General features: G+C 73.1%; 14 protein-coding genes and 2 pseudogenes. 14 read left to right on the top strand and 2 right to left on the bottom strand.

Annotation, left to right across the window (positions count from 1 at the left end):
* Positions 1 to 293: 293 nt before the first annotated feature.
* Together OG286_RS10750 and OG286_RS10745 are read right to left on the bottom strand one after the other, a co-directional pair.
* Positions 294 to 1,580, bottom strand: coding sequence for an MFS transporter (locus OG286_RS10750; protein WP_405362056.1), 1,287 nt, complete (start codon positions 1,578 to 1,580; stop codon positions 294 to 296).
* Positions 1,581 to 2,007: 427 nt separating this feature from the next.
* Positions 2,008 to 2,511 carry an SgcJ/EcaC family oxidoreductase gene (locus OG286_RS10745; protein ID WP_405365131.1) on the bottom strand — a complete coding sequence of 168 codons (504 nt, stop codon included), beginning with the start codon at positions 2,509 to 2,511 and terminating at the stop codon, positions 2,008 to 2,010.
* Positions 2,512 to 3,149: 638 nt separating this feature from the next.
* Between OG286_RS10745 and OG286_RS10740 the strand changes: the two genes are divergently transcribed.
* The 14 genes and pseudogenes from OG286_RS10740 to OG286_RS10675 all read left to right on the top strand — a co-directional run bounded on the left by OG286_RS10740 (position 3,150) and on the right by OG286_RS10675 (position 18,188).
* The gene (locus tag OG286_RS10740) at positions 3,150 to 4,040 is read left to right on the top strand and encodes a LysR family transcriptional regulator (RefSeq protein ID WP_405365129.1); all 891 of its coding nucleotides are present in this window, start codon (positions 3,150 to 3,152) and stop codon (positions 4,038 to 4,040) included.
* Positions 4,041 to 4,526: 486 nt separating this feature from the next.
* A complete protein-coding gene (locus OG286_RS10735) occupies positions 4,527 to 4,919 on the top strand; it encodes a helix-turn-helix transcriptional regulator (RefSeq protein WP_405365127.1) in 393 nt (130 codons plus the stop codon).
* Positions 4,909 to 5,100 carry an aroma-sacti cluster domain-containing protein gene (locus OG286_RS10730; RefSeq protein ID WP_396323465.1) on the top strand — a complete coding sequence of 64 codons (192 nt, stop codon included), beginning with the start codon at positions 4,909 to 4,911 and terminating at the stop codon, positions 5,098 to 5,100. The genes OG286_RS10735 and OG286_RS10730 overlap by 11 nt, the downstream gene beginning before the upstream one ends.
* 1 nt (position 5,101) lies before the next feature.
* Positions 5,102 to 6,988, top strand: a complete 1,887-nt coding sequence (locus tag OG286_RS10725) for a BTAD domain-containing putative transcriptional regulator (RefSeq protein ID WP_396323464.1) — start codon at positions 5,102 to 5,104, stop codon at positions 6,986 to 6,988.
* A gap of 132 nt (positions 6,989 to 7,120) precedes the next feature.
* Positions 7,121 to 7,252, top strand: a complete 132-nt coding sequence (locus OG286_RS10720; protein ID WP_396323463.1) for a hypothetical protein — start codon at positions 7,121 to 7,123, stop codon at positions 7,250 to 7,252.
* Positions 7,253 to 7,359: 107 nt separating this feature from the next.
* Positions 7,360 to 8,625, top strand: coding sequence for a glycosyltransferase (locus OG286_RS10715; RefSeq protein ID WP_405365125.1), 1,266 nt, complete (start codon positions 7,360 to 7,362; stop codon positions 8,623 to 8,625).
* The gene (locus OG286_RS10710) at positions 8,531 to 9,517 is read left to right on the top strand and encodes a DUF6895 family protein (protein ID WP_396323461.1); all 987 of its coding nucleotides are present in this window, start codon (positions 8,531 to 8,533) and stop codon (positions 9,515 to 9,517) included. The genes OG286_RS10715 and OG286_RS10710 overlap by 95 nt, the downstream gene beginning before the upstream one ends.
* Positions 9,514 to 10,791, top strand: a complete 1,278-nt coding sequence (locus OG286_RS10705) for a radical SAM protein (RefSeq protein ID WP_396323460.1) — start codon at positions 9,514 to 9,516, stop codon at positions 10,789 to 10,791. Before OG286_RS10710 ends, OG286_RS10705 begins: the two co-directional genes overlap by 4 nt.
* A 7-nt stretch (positions 10,792 to 10,798) precedes the next feature.
* A pseudogene (locus tag OG286_RS10700) lies at positions 10,799 to 10,846 on the top strand (hypothetical protein); the annotation flags it as partial.
* 91 nt (positions 10,847 to 10,937) lie between these two features.
* Positions 10,938 to 11,966: pseudogene (locus OG286_RS10695) on the top strand (DUF6895 family protein); the annotation flags it as partial.
* Complete coding sequence (locus OG286_RS10690) at positions 11,963 to 13,315, top strand: MFS transporter (protein WP_396323459.1); 1,353 nt, start codon at positions 11,963 to 11,965, stop codon at positions 13,313 to 13,315. The pseudogene OG286_RS10695 and the gene OG286_RS10690, both read left to right, overlap by 4 nt.
* 110 nt (positions 13,316 to 13,425) lie before the next feature.
* Positions 13,426 to 16,653, top strand: a complete 3,228-nt coding sequence (locus tag OG286_RS10685) for an AAA family ATPase (protein ID WP_396323458.1) — start codon at positions 13,426 to 13,428, stop codon at positions 16,651 to 16,653.
* Positions 16,646 to 17,521, top strand: a complete 876-nt coding sequence (locus tag OG286_RS10680) for a S8 family serine peptidase (protein ID WP_396323457.1) — start codon at positions 16,646 to 16,648, stop codon at positions 17,519 to 17,521. The genes OG286_RS10685 and OG286_RS10680 overlap by 8 nt, the downstream gene beginning before the upstream one ends.
* Complete coding sequence (locus OG286_RS10675; protein ID WP_405362073.1) at positions 17,511 to 18,188, top strand: GAF domain-containing protein; 678 nt, start codon at positions 17,511 to 17,513, stop codon at positions 18,186 to 18,188. Before OG286_RS10680 ends, OG286_RS10675 begins: the two co-directional genes overlap by 11 nt.
* The last annotated feature ends 14 nt before the right edge of the window (positions 18,189 to 18,202 follow it).

Below are 18,202 nucleotides of genomic sequence, written 5' to 3'. Positions count from 1 at the left end.
GCGTGCACGTTCGGAAGGCCTTCCAGTAGGGGGCATGTCGACGACGTTGAACGGCATCGCGCCGACGCGGAGCCGGCCGGTGACCCCGCGGGCGGCCAGCCGGGCGCGTTCCAGGGACTCGTGCAGGCCTGCACAGACCGGCTGCAGGTCGTCGCGCAGCTGGCGTTCGGCACTGGTCAGGGGCACGGTGCGGCTGGTGCGCTCGAACAGCGCGGCGCCGATGCGCCGTTCCTGTTTTCTGATGACCGGGCTGACCGAGTCCGACCAGCCAGACAGCAAAACGCTGCTGAGTACTAGCCGGCACGGCCCCGGCTGAGCTCCCTCGGCTCGGCGGTCTCGCCGCGTGCGGGCGGCATGGCCCCGACCACCGTGGTGTACACCGCCACGGCCGGCAGTCGCCGCTCCAGGGCGAGTAGCATGACGGCCCCCGCTGTCGAGCTCGCCGCCAGCACCAGCCAGGGCAGCCGGCCGTCGACCGCCAACAGCCCGGTGAACAGTGACGGCGCCAGGGTCTGGGACAGCGCCCAGGACAGCTGGTAGGTGGCCAGGTAGCGGCCGCGCGCCTCGGCGGGAGCGGCGCTCACTGAGAGTGCGCCCGCGCTCGGGCTGTGCACCAGTTCGCCGATCGTGTAGAGGACCAGAAGCCCGACCAGGCCGGCCATCACGCCCTGGCGGGGCATACCGCCCAGCAGGGCGTAGCCGAGGAACGCGGTGGCGAAGACCAGGGCGCCGACCGAGGCCACCCGGGTACGCCGGGCGAAGCGCCGGCCGAGCCTGCCGACCGGCACGCCGGCGAAGGCGCAGAGCGCGGTGTTGACCGCGAACAGCGGACCGGCCACCGAGGCGGGCAGGTCGAACTGGCTCACGGCGTACACCGGCAGCAGCACGCTGAGCGCCGAATAGCCCAGGGCGACCAGGAAGTTGGCCAGGGTGAGCCCGGCGTACGGGCGATCGCGCAGCACCGCGCGGTAGCCGGCCCGCTGCCGGCCGGTCGCGGGGCGGACCGGGTGGGGGGTCCTGATCCGCAGCGCGAACAGTGCCGCGGCGAAGAAGGTGGCCGCGTTCAGCCAGGCGACCGCCAGGAAGCCGCGGTCACCGCCGAGTTGGACCAATCCGGCGGCGAGCAGGCCGCCGGCGCCGAGGCCGGCGTTGTTCACGCTCCGGGCGAGTGCCATCAGCCGGTCCCGGTGCTCCCCCTGGGCGAGCTCGCCGATCAGGGCCTGCTGGGTCGCGGGGAACGCCTGGGCGCCGGCCGCGGTGAGGGTGGCGACCAGGGCGAAGACCGGCAGGGTGGTGCCGAGCGGGAAGGCCAGGAAGCCGAGGCCGCGGACCAGGTAGAGGGCCAGCCGCACCCGCCGGGCACCGAACCGGTCGACGGCCCAGCCGCCGACCGGCATGGTACTCATCGCCAGCAGCCCGGCAACGGTCAGGACGGTGCCGATCGTCGGCAGGGGCAGTCCGGTGATCCGCTGGAAGAAGACCAGGCTGAACGGCACGTACATGCCGGTGCCCACCGCGTCCACCAGAATCCCGGCGATCAGGTTCCGCTCGCCGGGCACCCGGCGGTCCTTCACCTTCATACTCTCTCCTCAAGTGCGGGGTGAGGCGCGGACACGGGCGGACTTTTCCCAGCCGACCGTGTCGAGCAGCAGCTTCGCCGCCGCCGTCGCCCCGTCGGTGCGGATCGTGGCGGCCACGGCGGCCGCTCGTGTGCGGGGCCCGGGGGTCAGGGCCGTCTTGAGTGCGGCCGACAGGGATTCGTGAGGCTCACGCCGCGGACCGAGTCGGTGGGTCCGTCGCCGAAGTGGTACCGCCAGCGGACCGTTGCCCGTTCACCGGTGATGACGACGGCCTCCGGCTCGAACTGGATCGTGCGGTCCTCGGACGTCCCGACTGCCATCGCGGCGACGGCGAGCCACCTGGTGAGGGGTGTTCGCTCACCGGCGGAGGTGGTGGGTTCTGTCGCGGAATCGACGATGGTCATGGTGGGGCTCCGGTGTGTAGGGCTCAGCTTGCGGCGAGGGCGCCGTGGTCGATGACCGTGGTGTTCTGGGCGACGGCGATGCGCCATCGGCCGTCGTCCTTGGCGAGGACGTACAGCGGGGTGCCGGGGGCGGCTTCGGGGTTCGCGGCCACCGCGGACGCCCATCGGCGCTCGGCCGCGCCGGGTCTGGCGCATCTGCTCCGCCGGGCCGGATGCTCGTGAGCACGGAGGACCTCGTGCAGGCGCCGTCCGTCCCGGGTGATCGGCCGCTGACGGATCTTGACCACGGCGAGGTCGGGGCGGATGAACACGATGGACTCGGTCTCGTAGGTGACGGTCAGCGGCTGACGGGTCGTGCCGGGCAGAGCGCGGTGGGCGAAGGCGCTGATCTCCTCCAGGCCGGTCAGCGGGTCGCCGTAGGAGATCGTCCAGAAGGCGTCCTGGCGGAACAGCTCCGTGAATGCGTCCGGCAGGCCGTTCTGCTGGGCGTGCTCGACCTCGGCTACGAGGGTGACGATGGCGTCCACCTCCTGCGGGGGGGGGCACCAGCGACGTGCGGCTTCATGAGGACCTCCTCGACGGGTGGGGGGCGTGTGGCCGCCGCCCTGGAAGCAGGGGGAAGGTGCGCCAGCGAGCGCGGGGCTCCGGTCCGGGCCCCGCCGTGGCGCCGGCGACGGACCGACGGGTCCGGGGCGCTCCCGGCTGTTGGCTCCGTCCCCGGGTGAGTGGGGAATCGGCGCACGTCAACCCTGCAACGCGGCACCTGCGCCGACTAGGCGGGATAGTGGAATGATCGTTTAGCCGCGTTCAATTGATGGCTCGCCAGCGACCGGGGGCTGGAACGGAGGGATTCCTGACGACGGCGCGTACGTCCTCTTGCGGAACGGTGGCGTCGGCGACGAGCGGCTTCATGAGGTCTCCTTCCCGGGGGTGTGGGCGTGTTGACGCCCTGGGACAACGGCCCGTCTCCCGGCACGCTCCGGCGGCCGCAGGCGGCCCGCCAGGCGGTGCGGTGTCACCGGCAGGGCACCGGCACCGCACCGCTCACGGATCACCGAGCAGCGGTTCCGGCCCGCTACCGATCTTCCAACTCCCCGCCGTGCCCATCAACATCGAAGATCAGTAGGATCCGATAACTCAGGCTTATGACGGGGGTCGGCAACACGTGGAAGTACGCGACATCGAGATCTTTCTGACGCTGGCCGAGGAACTGCACTTCGGCAGGGCCGCCGCCCGGCTGCACCTCACGCAGGCGCGCGTCAGCCAGGTGATCGGACGCCAGGAGCGGCAACTCGGCGGCCTGTTGTTCGACCGCTCCAACCGCCGCCAGATCCGCCTGACCTCGCTCGGCCAGCAGCTACGTGCCGACCTGCGGCCGGTCTACGCGAACCTGCGCGACAGCCTCGAACGCGCCCGGATGGCGACCCGCGGCAAGACCGCACGCCTGCGCGTCGGCATGATGCCGTTCAACGTGCCCGACATGTACCCCTACTGGGAGACCTTTCGCTCCCGTCATCCCCAGTGGGAACTACAGCTGCGCCGGGCGCCTTACGTCGACCCGTTCGCCAGGCTGCGCGAGGGCGACATGGACGTCTTCATCACCTGGCTGCCGGTGGACGAGCCCGATCTCACCGCCGGCCCGGTTCTCTTCCGCGACCCCCGCGTCGTGGCCGTCTCCGCCGGCCACGAACTCGCCGGACGGCCCGTCGTCCCGTTCGAGGCCCTGGCCGACTTCGCCCATGCCATGCCACCCGACATGCCCGACTACTGGGAAGACGGCTACCTGTCGTTCCACACGGCCCGGGGGAAGCCGATCGAACGCATCGAGCAGGTCACCAACGCTGACGAGCTGATCCACCTCGTCAGCACCGGGGAGATCGTCCATCCCTTCCCCTCCCACGTCACCCGATACTGGTCTATGTCCCACGTCCGCTTCATCCCCGTCCCCGACATGGGGACGATTTCCTACGGCCTGGTGTGGCGCAGAGACGCCGAGAGCGACCCCGTCCGGGCCCTCGCCCAGACCGTCCGCGACCTCGGCGTCCTGCACTTCTGACGACACCCGCGTGCAACCGTCGCCGCCCGTGCCAGGCTTCGACCTGCCGTGGTGTATCGACGACGCCCTCGCCGCAGCAGAGCGACCGCGCCCCGCTTGAACTCCCCCGAGTACCTCGCAGCACCCATGAGGACATCACCTCCGCGGACCCCGAGATCCGCTTCTCAGAAGCGTCCACTGTTCGGGGTAGGGCCCACTGGCGGCCCCGCCCGCTCCGCGGGAAGGCGACCCGCCGGCCTCCTGTGCAGCGTCGTGTCCGCAGGGTGGTCCGGCGCGGGGATCTGCCGGGGCGGGAGGAGCGCCGCCCCTGGTCCCAAACCCGTTGGGCCGCTGTGATGTTGGCGCCAGTTGGGCTGGTCCGCCCTCTTGCCGGGGTGGGGGAGTGGCGTCAGCATGAGGGCAACGTGGTCGTGTGCTCGGAGGGGGGATCCTGTTGGTGTCCGGTGGAGGAAGATTGTCGCTGCCGTGTCCTGAGGTGCGGGTGCGTTGACGGGCGGCGGCGGGTCGTTCGCTCCGGTCTGCCCCTCGTGCGGGGCGCACCGAGGGTCCGGGCTGCCGGGGCCGTTGGCGGCGGCGCTGCCGCTCAGCCGGACGCTCACTCCCCGGGAGCGGGCCGTCCTCCAGCTGTTGGGTCTCGGGTACGACAACCGGTCGATAGCCCGGGAAATGCAGGTCAGCGAACGCACGGTGAAGCGGTTCGTCACTGCCATTCTGGCGAAACTGGGGCTTCGGTCACGATTGCAGGCGGGACTTTTCGCGTTGATCGCCGCGTCGGCTCCGGGTGGTGGGGAATTTTGGCCCAAAGGTCTCATGGACGTTGCCGAGGTCGCGGACGATGATGTTCTGGCACACGACACAGGAGGGGAATATGACCTTTGACGCCCTCGCTGCGCTTCGGCAGGCGGGAAACCCGGTCGACCTGCTGACGACGGAACAGCGGGACGTTCTTTCCCAGCTCACCGAGGACGAGGTGGCGGTCCTCAATTCCGTCAAACAGCGGCTTGATGCGGTTTCGGACGCCGAGGTAGAAGGGCATTCCGCCGTCATCAAGTTGGCGTGAGATGGCCGTCGGTTTCGGAATTCTCGGCCCTTTGCAGGTGCTGGAGAACGGCGGTCCGGTGGACCCGGGATCGCGGAAACAGCAGATTCTCCTGGTCGCGCTGCTGTGCCATGCGAATACCCGGGTCTCGTTCGACTCCCTGGTCGAGGCGCTGTGGGACGACGCGCCGCCGCGGACGGCCCGCAAGAACATCCAGGTGTACGTGTCGGCGCTGCGCCGGCTGGTCGGGGCGGAGCCCGGTTCGGGGGCCAGCCGGATCAGCCACCAGAGCGGCGGGTACGTGCTCCACGCGGCGGCCGGCGAGCTGGACTCGCTCTGCTTCGAGCAGCGGGCTCGGGCCGGTGCGCTGACCGGGGCCCTGGACCTGTGGCGCGGTTCGGCGCTGGACGGGTTCCGGGACGTGCCGTTGATCGGTGCCGCCGCGCAACGGCTGGACCGGCGGTTCCTCGGGGTCTTCGAGGACTGGCTGGAGGCGGAGATCGCGGCCGGTGGCGGCCCGGCGGTGGTCGAGCGCGTCACCGAGATCGCCCAGCTGCATCCCTTCCGGGAGCGGCTGCGCATGCTGCAGATGACGGCGCTCTGCCGGGCGGGGCGGCGTTCCGAGGCGCTGGCGGTCTACGACGACCTGCGGCAGTCGTTGGCGCACGAGCTCGGACTGCCCCCGAGCCCGGCGCTGGCCCGGTTCTACGGGTCGCTGCTGTGCGAGCCGGTGCCCGACGAGCCGCGGGCGGCGGCTCCCCGGCCACGCCGGGAGGTGCCGCCGAACCTGCTGCCCGGGGATCCGCCGACCTTCACCGGGCGGGCGGCGGCCGCCCGGCGCCTGACGGAGGCGCTGGGCCGTGGCGGCCACCGGCTGGCCGTGGTGACCGGCCCGCTCGGAGCGGGCAAGACCGCGCTCGCGGTCCATGTCGCGCACCGGCTCGGCGACCAGTTCCCGGACGGCCGCCTCTTCGTACGGCTCCGCGGCGAGGACGGGAGACTCCGGCCCCTGGAGGACGTCGTGCGCCAGCTGCTGGCCGCGGTCTCGCCCGGCGGGCCGGAGCTGCCGGGCCCGCCGGACCCGCGGTGGGCCTGGCAGCTCTGGCTGTCCAGACGCCGGGCACTGGTCGTCGTCGATGACGCCCGGCGCGAGTGCGAGGTCAGGCCGCTGCTGCCGGAGGCCGGGGAGAGCGCGGTCGTGGTGACGGCCCGGCCGCGGCTGATCGGCCTGGAGGGAGCGGACCGGGTCTGGCTGTCGTCGTTCGCCGCGGAGGAGGCGGTGGAGCTCCTGGGCCGGGTGATCGGCAGGGAGCGGGTCGACGCGGACCGCGAGTCGGCGGGGCGGATCGTGGGGGCCGCCGGGCTGCTGCCGCTCGGGGTCCGGCTGGTGGCCGACCGGCTGGCCTTCCTACGCCATGTCCCGCTGCGGGAGTACGGCGCACGGATGGCGGGCACCCGGGCGCTGCTGGACGAGTTGTGCGGGGGCGATCCGGTGGTGCGCGCCCGGCTGGCGGACTCGATCGGGGACCTGCCCGAGGCCGAGCACTCGGCCGTGCTGCGGCTCGGCCTGCTCGCGGAGCCGGTGTTCACGCTCGAGCAGGCCGCCGCCGTGCTGGGGGCCGACCCGGGCACGGCGGTGCGGGTGCTGGAGCGCCTGTTGGAGGCGAGCCTCCTCACCGTCCCGAACGTGGAGGGGCTGGCGCACACCGTGCGCTACGAGATGCCGGCACTGCCCTTCGCCTTCGCGCGGGAGATGGCGGCCCGCGCGCCCGACCGCGTGCCGGTGCCGTTGCCACCGTTCCCGGTCCCGCCTCCGACGCCGTCGCCACTGCCGCCTCCGGTGTCGGTCCCCGTGCATACGTCACTGCCGGTGCCAGTCCCGGTGCCGGTGCCGGTGTCGAACCACTGAGCTGCCGGTACCGGATCACTGACTTGTCGTCATACCGATATCAAACCGCTGACCAGCCACCGTCATACCGACGATCCCTACATTTTCCCTCGGACCGGCGTAGCGGACGCCGCCACTGCAGAGGAGGACAGCATGCCCGAGGACATCAACCCGGAGCCGACCGAGGTCGAGGACGAGGACGTCGACGTCGTCGCGCACGGGCAGGGCGAGGAAGCGATCGACTCCGAGTCCGGCTGCATCATCAACAACAGCTCGGCCCTCTGACTCGACACGTCGAGCCGTGAGGACTGAGCGGGCCACCCGGCCGGCGGTGTGAACGGCCGGAGCCGGGTGGCCCGCTCGACGCCCGACCGCCCCGGCCCGGAGGCACCGTGAACATCCTGCTCTGCCCGCTCAGTGACGGCGGCTACCTCTACCCGGCGATCGCGGCCGGGCGCGAGCTGCGGCGCCGGGGCCACCGGGTCGGCGTGCTCGGCCGGTCCACCGCCGCGCCCGTCGCGGCCGGGGCGGGCCTGCCGTTCGCGGCGGCGGAGGCCTTCGGCGGGCGGCGGGCCTTCTCCGCCACCTGGTGGGGTGCGACCGGGCTCGCGCAGTACCGCGCGACCGTGCGGGCGGCACGGGAGGCCCGGGCCGACCTGCTGGTCACCTCGGTGCTCTGCAACGGAGCGCTGCTCGCCGCCGAGGCACTGGACATTCCGGCGGCGGTGATCGGACTGTCGGTGCACCTCTGGAACTACCGGGCCGGCGGAGAGGGCGAACCGCAGCTGGGCCGGACCAGGGAGAGCCGCACCCACGAGTCCCTGGAGCTGTACGCCACCGTCCGGGAGCAGGCCGGCCTGGCGCGGCGGCCGTCCCGCTGGCCGGACAGCCCGCTGCTGGGCGAGGCGCTGCTGCTCCGCGGCGACCCCGAGCTGGAGTACCCGGGCGCGGTACTTCCCGAACGGGTCCACCAGGTAGGGCCGCTGGCCTGGGAGCCCGCGGCCGACCAGGGCGAGCTCGCGGCGATCAGGGACCACCTGGACCGGTCCGGCAAGCCCGTCGTCTACGTGCACCTGGGCCGCTTCTTCGGCGGCGGCACCCCGTGGCCCCGCCTCAACGCCACCTTCACCGACGGCCCGTTCCAGGCCGTGGTCGAGCAGGGGCGGTCGACGGAGCCGCAACCCGACCCCCGCGCCGACATCCTGCTCGTGCGCAAGCCGTGGCTGGGCCCGCTCATCGATCAGGCCGGACTGGTGCTGACCAGCGGCACCTCCGCCCCGGTGCTCGCCGCGCTGCTGCGCGGCCGGGCCCTCGGGGTCTCGCCCAACGGCTCCGAGCAGCCGCTGCTCTCCGGGGCCTGCCTGCGGGCCGGCGTGGCCGTGCACATTCCGAGAGCGGAGCTGGCGGACCCGGCCGCGCTGCTCGAATCGGCTTGGCAGGACCAGAAGTTGCGGGATCGCGCCCGCGAACTCGGCAGCCGGCTCGCCGCGGTGGACAGCGCGGTCCGCGCGGCCGATGTCATCGAGCGGGCGGCTCAGCAGTCCGCAACCTCTAGGGAGAGCCATGGGTACTCGATCAGCCGGCCCGGACACCGCGGGAGCGGAGCGGCTGTCGGCGGGCGCACTGCAGTGGACAAGGCTCCATTCGGACTATCTTGACTCTCCGTCAGGCCGTGCCGAGCTGCCGGTGACCCCGCGGGTGAAGGCCCTGCTGCAACTCGCCCTGCTGCGCCACTGTTGGGCGAAGGTCGCGCCGGCCGATCCCGGCCTCGGCGAGGTGACCGCGACCGTCGACCGGGCCTGGCAGCGCCGGGACTATCCGCACCTGCTCACCGTGGACCCGCGCTACGCCCGGCCGTTCCAGCTGATGTACGGCGCGCTGGCCCCCGCCGTGCGCACCGACGGCCCGTGGCGGGCCGGGCTCGCCCAGGTGGCGGCCGACGGCTTCCTGGCCCCGCGCGGCAAGTCGCCGTACCTCCACCTGGAGACCAGGTACTACGCCGATCTCGCGGGCGTGGGGCACCAGTTGCACTCCTACCGCGAGCTGTACGAGGCCAGCCTGCTGGCCCGGCACGGCGACGGCCGGCCGGTGGCCGACCTGGACGTGTGCAACGTGACCCACACCGTCTTCTACCTCAGCGACTTCGGCTTCCGCGACCCCGGCCTGACCGGCGACGCCCTGGAGAGGGCCCGCGGCACGGTGTGCCGGCTCACCGACCACTGCGTGCACCGCGGGGACTGGGACCTCACCGCGAAGCTCGTGCTCGCGCAGTACTGCCTCGGCATCGATCCGCTGCACACGCCCTCGGGGGCGGCCGGTCTGCGGATGCTCGCCGAGGTCCAGTCGCCGGGCGGCGCGATCCCCGGACGGTCCGCCGACCAGCGGGCCGACGCGGCCGCGACCACCGTGGAGTTCTTCCGAAAGGCCTACCAGGCGACCCTGGTGACGGCGCTGACCTCACTGATCGTCCTCCACGGGCGGACTGGCGGGACGCCGGACGGCCGGGCGGCTGCCGACGACCGGTCGCCGGCGATGCGGGGGGCACGGTGACCCAGGCACAGGCCGACCGGCCCCAGGCACAGGCCGACGTGGCCGGGACACGGGTCGACCGGACGAAGGCGCAGGCCGACCGGACACAGGCCGAGGCCGGCCGCGTCGACGGCGTGCGCATCCTCCGGGGCGAGCGCAACTGGTGGTGCCTCGGCCCGGGCGGCGGGGTGGCCCGCCTGCGCGCCGGCCAGCTGACCCCCGACGGAGCGCTGCGGCCGGGCGCCGAACGCCGGCTCCGGGAACTCGGAATGCTCACCGCCTCGCCGCCGCGCACCTATGCGCTGACCGTGCTGACCAGCACCCACTGCAACCTGGGCTGCGGCTACTGCTTCCAGAACACCAGCCAGGACCCGGACGGCGGCAGCCGCCCGCCGCGGATCGCCAGAACGCGCCTGTCCTCCCCGACCATCACCTCGATCCTCGACTTCACCGAGCGGCAGATGGCCGCCGCCGGCCTGGAGAAGCTCAGGATCCTGCTGTTCGGTGGAGAACCCCTGCTCAACCCGCGAGGCTGCCTGGAGCTGCTGGAACGGGCGGCGGAACACGGGCTGGCCTCGGCCTGGATGATCTCCAACGCCACGCTGCTCACCCCGAAGCTGGCCGGCCGGCTTGCCGACCTCGGGCTCGGCTCCGTCCAGGTCACCTTCGACGGCGACCGCGCCGACCACGACCGGATCCGGGTCCGGCGGTCGGAGGGGACCGGGACCTTCGACACGATCGTCCGCAACATCGTCCGGGCTTCCGAGGCCTCCCCGATCCGGTGGATCCTGCGGGTGAACGTCTCCCAGGAGACCTACCAGGGCGTCGACGCGCTGATCGGCCGGCTCGCCGCGGCACTCGACTCCGCCCGGTGCACCCTGTACTTAGCCCAGGTGGGCGATGTGGGCGTCGGCTACGGCAACGACCTCCTGCACACCGGCGAACTGTCGGCCCGCTTCAGCGGGTGGCAGCGCCGGGCGCTCGACCTCGGCTTCACCGTGACCCGCCCGCAGGCCCACCGGCCGTGCTCCACCTGCGGTTACGGCGACGGCCGGTACGGCGCGGTGGTGAGCGCGGACGGGACGCTGGCGAGCTGCTGGGAGACCGCGGGCAAGGCCGACTGGGAGGTCGGCACCGTCACCGGCGGTTACCTGCCGGGCACGGTGACCCGGGAGCGGTGGGTCGGGTGCGAGGACCTCTACCGGCACGGCGAGGACGCGCGGATGCGCGCGGAGTTCCACGACACCGTGGACGCGGCCCTGCTCGACTACCTCGACGAGACGGGGCGCCTGTAGACATGTCATCGGATCTCGGCTCGTCGGAGCCCGACTCACCGGCGCTCGACTCACGGGCGCTCGACCCAGCGGCGCTCGACTCACCGGCGCTCGGCCGGGCGGAGGCCGGAACGGCGGCGCTCGAGCGGCTCTCCGCAGGCACGCTCGCCTGGCTGGGGCAGAACCTGGACCACTTCGATCCCTACTCCGTGCGGGCCCGGTCCTCGGCGCACGGGAAGGCGAAAGCCGCGCTGGAACTGGCGCTGCTCTGCCACTGCTCGGCGCGGCTGGACACCGGGGACGACGTCCGGCTGGGCAAGGCGACGGCGCTGGTCCGCACGCTCTGGCAGCATCCGGACTTCCCGCGGCTCCTGACCGCCGAACCCCGGTACGCCGCCCAGTACCGCCTGGTCTACGCGGCACTGGCACCCGACGGGATCGACCGGACGCCGTGCCGGGCCGCGCTCGCCGGCCTGACCGACGACGACCTCTCCCCACGCGGGAAGTCGGCGTACCAGCGACTCGAACTCCGCTACTACGCGGACAAGGCGGGCGTGCGCCACACGCTCGAACCCTACGAGGAGCTGGCCCGGCAGAACGTTCTCGTCACGCTGTCGCGAGCCGTACGGGAGCGCACGGCGCGCGAGCGCTCGTCACCGGACGACGCGGCGCCGGCCACCGAGGCGCCGGCCACCGGGGCGCCGGTCACCGTCCCGGAGGCGTACGCCGTCACGCACTCCGCCTTCTACCTCAGCGACTTCGGCCGGAGCCGCCCGGTGCTGACCGCCGAGGAGTCGGCGGCTGCGGCGGAGCTGGTCAGCCCGCTGCTGGAGCACTGCGTCCGGCACGACTGGTGGGATCTGGCTGCCGAGCTGCTCATGACCCAGGTCTGCCTGGGGCTCGACCCGCTGAGTACGCCCGCGGGCCTTGCCGCCGTCGACTGCCTGGCCCGCGCGCAGCGGCCCGACGGCGCGATTCCCGGACGGTCCGCGGCGACGGCTGGGACGGAGGCACCCGCAGCACCCGCAGTACCCGCAGCACCCGCAGTACCCGCGGCACCCGCACCATCCGCCACACCCGCCACGATGCCGCCGACAGCAGCCGGACCGGCCGACGGGTACTTCGAGAAGGCCTACCACACGACCCTGGTGACCGCCCTCATGTCGCTGCTCGTCTCCTCGGCGCGCGCCTCATGACAGCGCGGCTGACCCTCATCAACCCCAGCTACACCCGCCTCTGGTTCGGGCAGGCCGTCTCGTCCGTCGGCGACGCCGTCTTCAGCACCACCCTGGTCCTCTGGGTGGCCACCGTGCTGGCCAAGGGGGAGCCGTGGGCACCGCAGGCGGTCAGCGGCGTGGTGCTGGCGACCGGCGCCGCCGTGCTGTTCATCGGCCCGATCGCGGGGGTGTTCGTCGACCGCTGGGACAAGCGCGCCACGATGCTCCTCACCGAAGTGCTCCGCGGCGGGCTGGTGGCAGTCCTGACCGCCGTCTCCTTCCTGCCGACCCGCGACCTGCCGGTGGGGGCCTGGCTCGGCCTGGTCTACGTGACGGTGCTGGTGCTCAACGCGGCCAGCCAGTTCTTCACACCGGCCCGGTTCTCGGTCATCGCCGAGCTCGTCACGGGGGAGGCCGACCGGGCGCGGGCGGCCGGCATCGCCCAGGCGACCGGCCAGACCGCGTGGATCATCGGGCCGCCGCTCGCCGCGCCGCTGCTGTTCGCGGTCGGCCTGCAGTGGGCGCTGCTGTTCAACGCGCTCTCCTACCTGGTGTCGTACATCGCCATCCGCTCGGTGGACGTGCGCCCCGCGCCGGCCGCCGGCGGGGACCGGGCCGCCGTCGAACGGCCCGGTCTGGTCAAGGACTTCACCGCGGGCCTTCGGTTCTTCGGCCGCAACAGGTTCCTGGTGGCGCTGCTGCTGCTCGCCGTGATCGGCCAGTTCGGCATCGGCGCGCTGAGCACCCTGAACGTCTTCTTCGCCACGAGGAACCTGCACGCGTCCGCCGAGCTGTACGGCTACCTGGGGATGGCGATGGGGATCGGCGGTATCGCCGGTGCGCTGGGTTCGGGCCGGGTGGTGCAGTGGATCGGCGCCCGGCGGACCACCTGGATCGGCCTGCTGGTGAGCGGCGCCCTGCTGGTCCTCTACTCCCGGCAGGCGGCCTTCCCCTCCGCCGTGGCGCTGCTCTTCGTCTTCGCCGTCCCGCTCACCATGCTGAACACGGCGATGTCCCCGCTGCTGATCGCCGCGACCCCCCAGGAGTTCCGGGGCCGGGTCGTCGCCGTCTTCTACCCGGTGACCCGGCTGGCGTCGATGCTGGCCGCGGTGCTGTCCGGCTGGCTCGCCGGCAGTGGCCTGCGGGACTTCTCGGGTTCGGTGGCCGGTCTGCGGTTCGGGCCGATCGACACGATCTTCGCGGCGTCCGGAGTCGTCGTCGCGCTGGCCGGCGTCTACGCCCGGATCGCCCTCCCCGACACGGACGCCGCGCCGGCCGCCGAGCCCGAGGCGGAGCCGGCCGAACCCACCCTGGAGGGCACCCAGTGAACTGCTCCGCGTGTGGACGGCAGGCAGCCGAACCGGACAGGTTCTGCGCCGGCTGCGGCGCCCCGCTGGCGGCCGGCGCCGCACCTCGCGAGACGCGCAAGAAGGTGTCCATGCTGTTCCTGGACATCGTCGGTTCGACCGCGCTCGCGGAACGCCTGGACCCGGAGCCGCTGCGGCAGGTCATGGACCGGTACTTCGCGAGCTGCGGAGCCTGCATCGCCGAACACGGCGGGGTGGTGGAGAAGTTCATCGGAGACGCCATCCTCGCCGTCTTCGGCGCCACCGTGGCCCACGAGGACGACGCGGTACGAGCCGTGCGCGCCGCCACCGGGGCGCTCGCGGCGCTGGCCGGTCTCACCGCCGAACTCAACGCCGAGTACCAGGTGGAGCTGGAGGCACGGGCCGGCATCTGCACGGGTGACGTCGTGGTGCTCACCAGACCGGGGGACGACTTCCGGGTCGTCGGGGACGCGGTCAACACGGCCGCCAGACTGCAGACGGCCGCCCGGCCGGGCGAGGTGCTGCTCTGCGCGGACACCGCCGCCGTGGTGCGGTGGCAGGTCGGCATCGAGCCCGTCGCACCGCTGCGGCTGAAGGGCAAGGCCCGCCCCGTGCCGGCCTGGCGGGTCACCGCCCCGGTCCTGGTCACCGAGACCCCCGCGCCGGTCACCCCCTTCGTCGGCCGGGCCGACGAGTTGGAGGAGCTGGAGCGCAGCTTCCGGCGGGCCCGTCAGCGGCGGCAGGTGTGCCTGGCCACGGTGGTCGGCGTGCCCGGCATCGGCAAGTCGCGCCTGGTGCGCGAGTTCCTGGCCGCCCTGCCGGACGGCGAGGTGACCGTGCTGTCCGGGCGCTGCTCCGCCTACGGCCGGGGGATCACCTACCGGCCGCTGGCCGAGATGCTCGGCTCGCTCCCCGGCGGCTGGCCCGCACTCACCCGGCTCCTGACGGACGGCGCCGCGCCGCCGGGGCGGGATCCCGCGGGCTCCGATCCGGCAGGCCCGCGTCCGGCGGGCTCCGATCCGGCAGGCCCGCGTCCGGCGGGCTCCGATCCGGCAGGCCCGCGTCCGGCGGGCTCCGATCCGGCAGGTCCGGATCCGGGCGGCCGCCATCCGGAAGGCGGGGCGTCGCCGCACAGCCTCGTGGTGCACACCCTCGCCACGGTCCTGGACCAGGACGGGAGCGCCGGCCAGGCCGGGGTCGAGGACATCGCCTGGGCCGTGCGACATCTCCTTGAGGTCCTCGGCCGGTCGCGATCCGTGGTCATGGTCTGGGACGACCTGCACTGGTCGGAGGAGACCCTGCTCGACCTCATCGACGAGGTCGCCACCTGGCTGCACGACGTTCCCGTGCTGCTGCTCTGCGTGGCCCGACCCGAACTGCTGGACATCCGCAGCGGCTGGGGCGGCGGGAAGCCGTGCGCGATGACGCTGGAGCTCGGGCCGATGACTGACGATCAGACTGCCATGTTGATAGGCCAGTTGGCGCTTCACGGCGATGTGTACCCGCAGGGATACCAGGATGTGAACGGGCGGGTCGCCACGCTGTGCGACGGCAATCCGCTCTTCGCCGAGCAGCTCATGGACGTCTTCGCCGAGACCGACCCCGGTACCCAGATCCCGCCCACGATCCAGGCGATGCTGGGGGCCCGGCTGGACCAACTGCCCGGAACAGAGCGGGGCCTGCTGGAGCTCGCCGCGGTGATCGGGCGGGAGTTCACCCGGGACCTGCTGCGCGTGATGGCCGAGGCGGACGGCATCGGCTCCGCCGCGGCCGACGAGGCGATGGCCCGGCTGGCCCGGCGGCGTGTCCTCGAACGGGGCCCGGCCGGCACCGTCCGCTTCGCCCAGGCCCTGCTGCGCGACACCGCCTACGAGTTCACCCCGAAGACGCGCCGCGAGCGCTGGCACGACTTCCTCGCCGAACGGTTCTCCCGGGAGCAGCCGCAGGACGCGATGGCCGTGGTCTACCACGTCGAGGCGACCAGCCGGCTGCGCAGGCAGCTGCGGCCGGGGGACCGGCAACTGCCCTCGCTGGCCGGTCCGGCGGCGAACACCCTGATCGCGGAGGGCATGAACGCCCTGGCCCGCAAGGACCTGCCCGCAGCCGTCCAACTGCTGGAGCGCGGGCGGGAGTTGCTAACAACCGGAGACCCCCGCCACACCGTGCTCGCCCTGCACGTCTGCGATGCCGGGCTCTGGCTCCAGGACGAGCAGCGGTGCCGCGGCGCGCTCGCCGCCGCCGAGGCCGCGCTCCCGGGCGACCGCCGCAACGCCGCCACCTGCGCGATCCAGCACGCCATCGTCACGCTCCGGCTCGGTCTTGCCCCGCCCGAATCCGTGGCGGCGGACGCGGCGGCGATCGCGGAGGAGCTGGAGCGCGACCCCGAGGACGACCTCAGCCGGTGCCGGCTGCACCAGCTCCAGGCCCACCTGGAGCTCGCCATGGAACGCGCGGCCTCCGCAGAAGCCTCGTTCCGGCTCGCACTGGCGCGCGCACGGGCCATGAACGACCGCTACGAGGAGGACCGACTGCTCTGCGCCGTCTGCGAGTTGTCGCAGTGGGCGCCGACCCGTGTGGCCACCGGACTGGAGCTGTGCGCCATGCTCGCGCGCCGGTTCGCCGCCAGCCGGACCCTGCTCATCCCGGTGCTGGTGACCAGGGCACACCTGGAGGCGCTCGGCGGCGACCTCGACGGCGCGCGGCACACCCTCGCCGACGCCCTGACGTACTCCCGCGACGTGCACCTCGACCTGGCCGACGCGGTGGTGCTGGACGCCTCCGGGTTCGTGGAGTCGCTGGCCGGCGCCCACGACGTGGCCGAGGCCCGGTACCGGCAGAGCCTGGGCGTGCTGCGCACCACGGAGCACGCCCCGGACTCCCGCAGTACCGAGGTCGCGATCGCCAGGGAGCTCTTCGCCCAGGGCCGGGCGGCCGCCGCCGCGTCGGCCCTGGACCGGATCGACCAGGAGGGCGAGGCCGCGAGCCTGCGGGCCCGGCTGGGCTCGGCGGCCCTGCGCGGCCGGATCGCGTCCGCCCGGGGGTGCCACGAGGAGGCCGTCACCGAAGCCCTGGCGGCGCGGTCCATGGTCGCCGGCTCCGACGACCTGTGCCTCACCGGGGAGACGCTCTTCGACCTGGCGATCGTGCTCAGAGCGGCCGGGCTGACCGAACGGGCGATGGCGGAAGGAGCCGAGGCGTTGCGGAGGTTCGAGGCCAAGGGCGCCACGCTGCCGGCCGGACGGGTCCGCGCGTGGCTCGGCACCGGTGACGCCGGCGCGACGGGTGCGGGTGCGACGGGTGCGGGTGCGGGCGCGGGGCAGGGTGGTCCTCGTGACTGACGTCCCGCCCTGGCGCAGGCCGCCGCGCGACCACTTCCCCGGCGTTCCCGCCTGGAGCATGCCCGTCTCCGTGGTGCCGCAGGAGCCCTTCGACGTCAGCCCGCTCGGCCCCGTCACCCCCGGGTGGGCCTGGGGCGGCGCGGACGGCTCCGGGGTCCGGGTCTGCGTGCTCGACAGCGGGGTGGACGCCGACCACCCGCTCGTCGGCGGGATCGACCGCGCCATGGACGTGATCAGGGGCGAGGACGGCGACCTCATCGTCACGCCGACCGAACCCGGCGACGACGCGGGGCACGGCACGGCCTGCGCCAGCGTCATCCGGTCCATCGCCCCCGCGGCGTCACTCACCTCGGTGCGCGTCCTCTCCAGCGGCCGGCACGGCAGCGGCGCCGCCCTGCTCACCGGACTGACCTGGGCCATCGAGGAGGGTTACGACGTCATCAACATGAGCCTCTCGACGACGAAGCCCGACTTCCGCGACGCCCTGCGCGACCTGTCGGACTCCGCCTACTTCCGGCGCTGCGTCATCGTCGCGTCGGCCCACAACATGCCGGTGCACAGCTACCCGTGGCCGTTCGCCTCGGTCATCTCGGTGGCCAGCCACGACAGCCCCAACCCGATGACCTACTACTACAACCCGTCACCGCCGGTCGAGTTCTACGCACGTGGCGTCCGCGTGCCGGTGGCCGGGCCGGGCGGCCGGCAGCTGCTCAGCACCGGCAACAGCTTCGCGACCCCGCACATCGCGGGCATCTGCGCGCTCATCCTCAGCAAGCACCGCTCGCTCACCCCGTTCCAGCTCAAGTCCGTCCTCTACCTGGCCGCCGAGAACGTAGCCGTACCCGATGGAGGTGCGCGTGTCGACTGACCCGCTGGAAAGTGCCGATCTTCCGCAGCGCAGACTGCTCCAGTCGATCGTGGAGGTCGCCCGCAGCGTCTTCGGCGCGGCCGCCGCCTCCGTACTCCTGGTGGACCGGGCGAACGGCGATCTGGTCTTCGAGGCGGTCGCGGGCGAGGGTGAACACCATCTGCTGGGGACCAGGTTCCCCAGCGGCACCGGGATCGCCGGCTGGGCGATGGTCTCCGGCCAGCCCGTGGTGATCGACGACGTGTCGGACAGCCCCCGGTTCGCCCGAAGAGCGGCGGAGTCCACCGGCTACGTGCCGCGCAGCATCATGGCCGCCCCGCTGATCTGCGGGGGTGATTGCGTGGGCGTGCTCGAAGTACTGGACCGGGACAGTCGGCAGCGCTGCGATCTCGGGGACATGGCCTCCCTCGGGCTGCTCGCGACGGAGATGGCGACGGTGCTGGAGCTGCTCCTCCAGCTCCGCTGCCGCGACGCAGACCTCGACACTCGTACGGCGAAGGACCGGGGCCCGCAGCTCGACCTGCCCCTGCTGGAGCGGGTGGCGGAGCGGCTCCCGCTGGCCTCCGGGCAGGTGGGCGCGACGGTGACCAAGCTCCTGGTGATGGCCGACGAGCTGCTGGCTGGCGAGCTGCCGGCGGGCGGGTTGCCGGCCGACGGGGGTGGCTGACGGCGATGGCCCGC

This window comes from Kitasatospora sp. NBC_00039 (genome assembly GCF_045160625.1).
Taxonomy (GTDB): domain Bacteria; phylum Actinomycetota; class Actinomycetes; order Streptomycetales; family Streptomycetaceae; genus Kitasatospora.
Note: the sequence above shows the minus strand (reverse complement) of the source record. Positions and strands in the feature narration are given on the sequence as shown.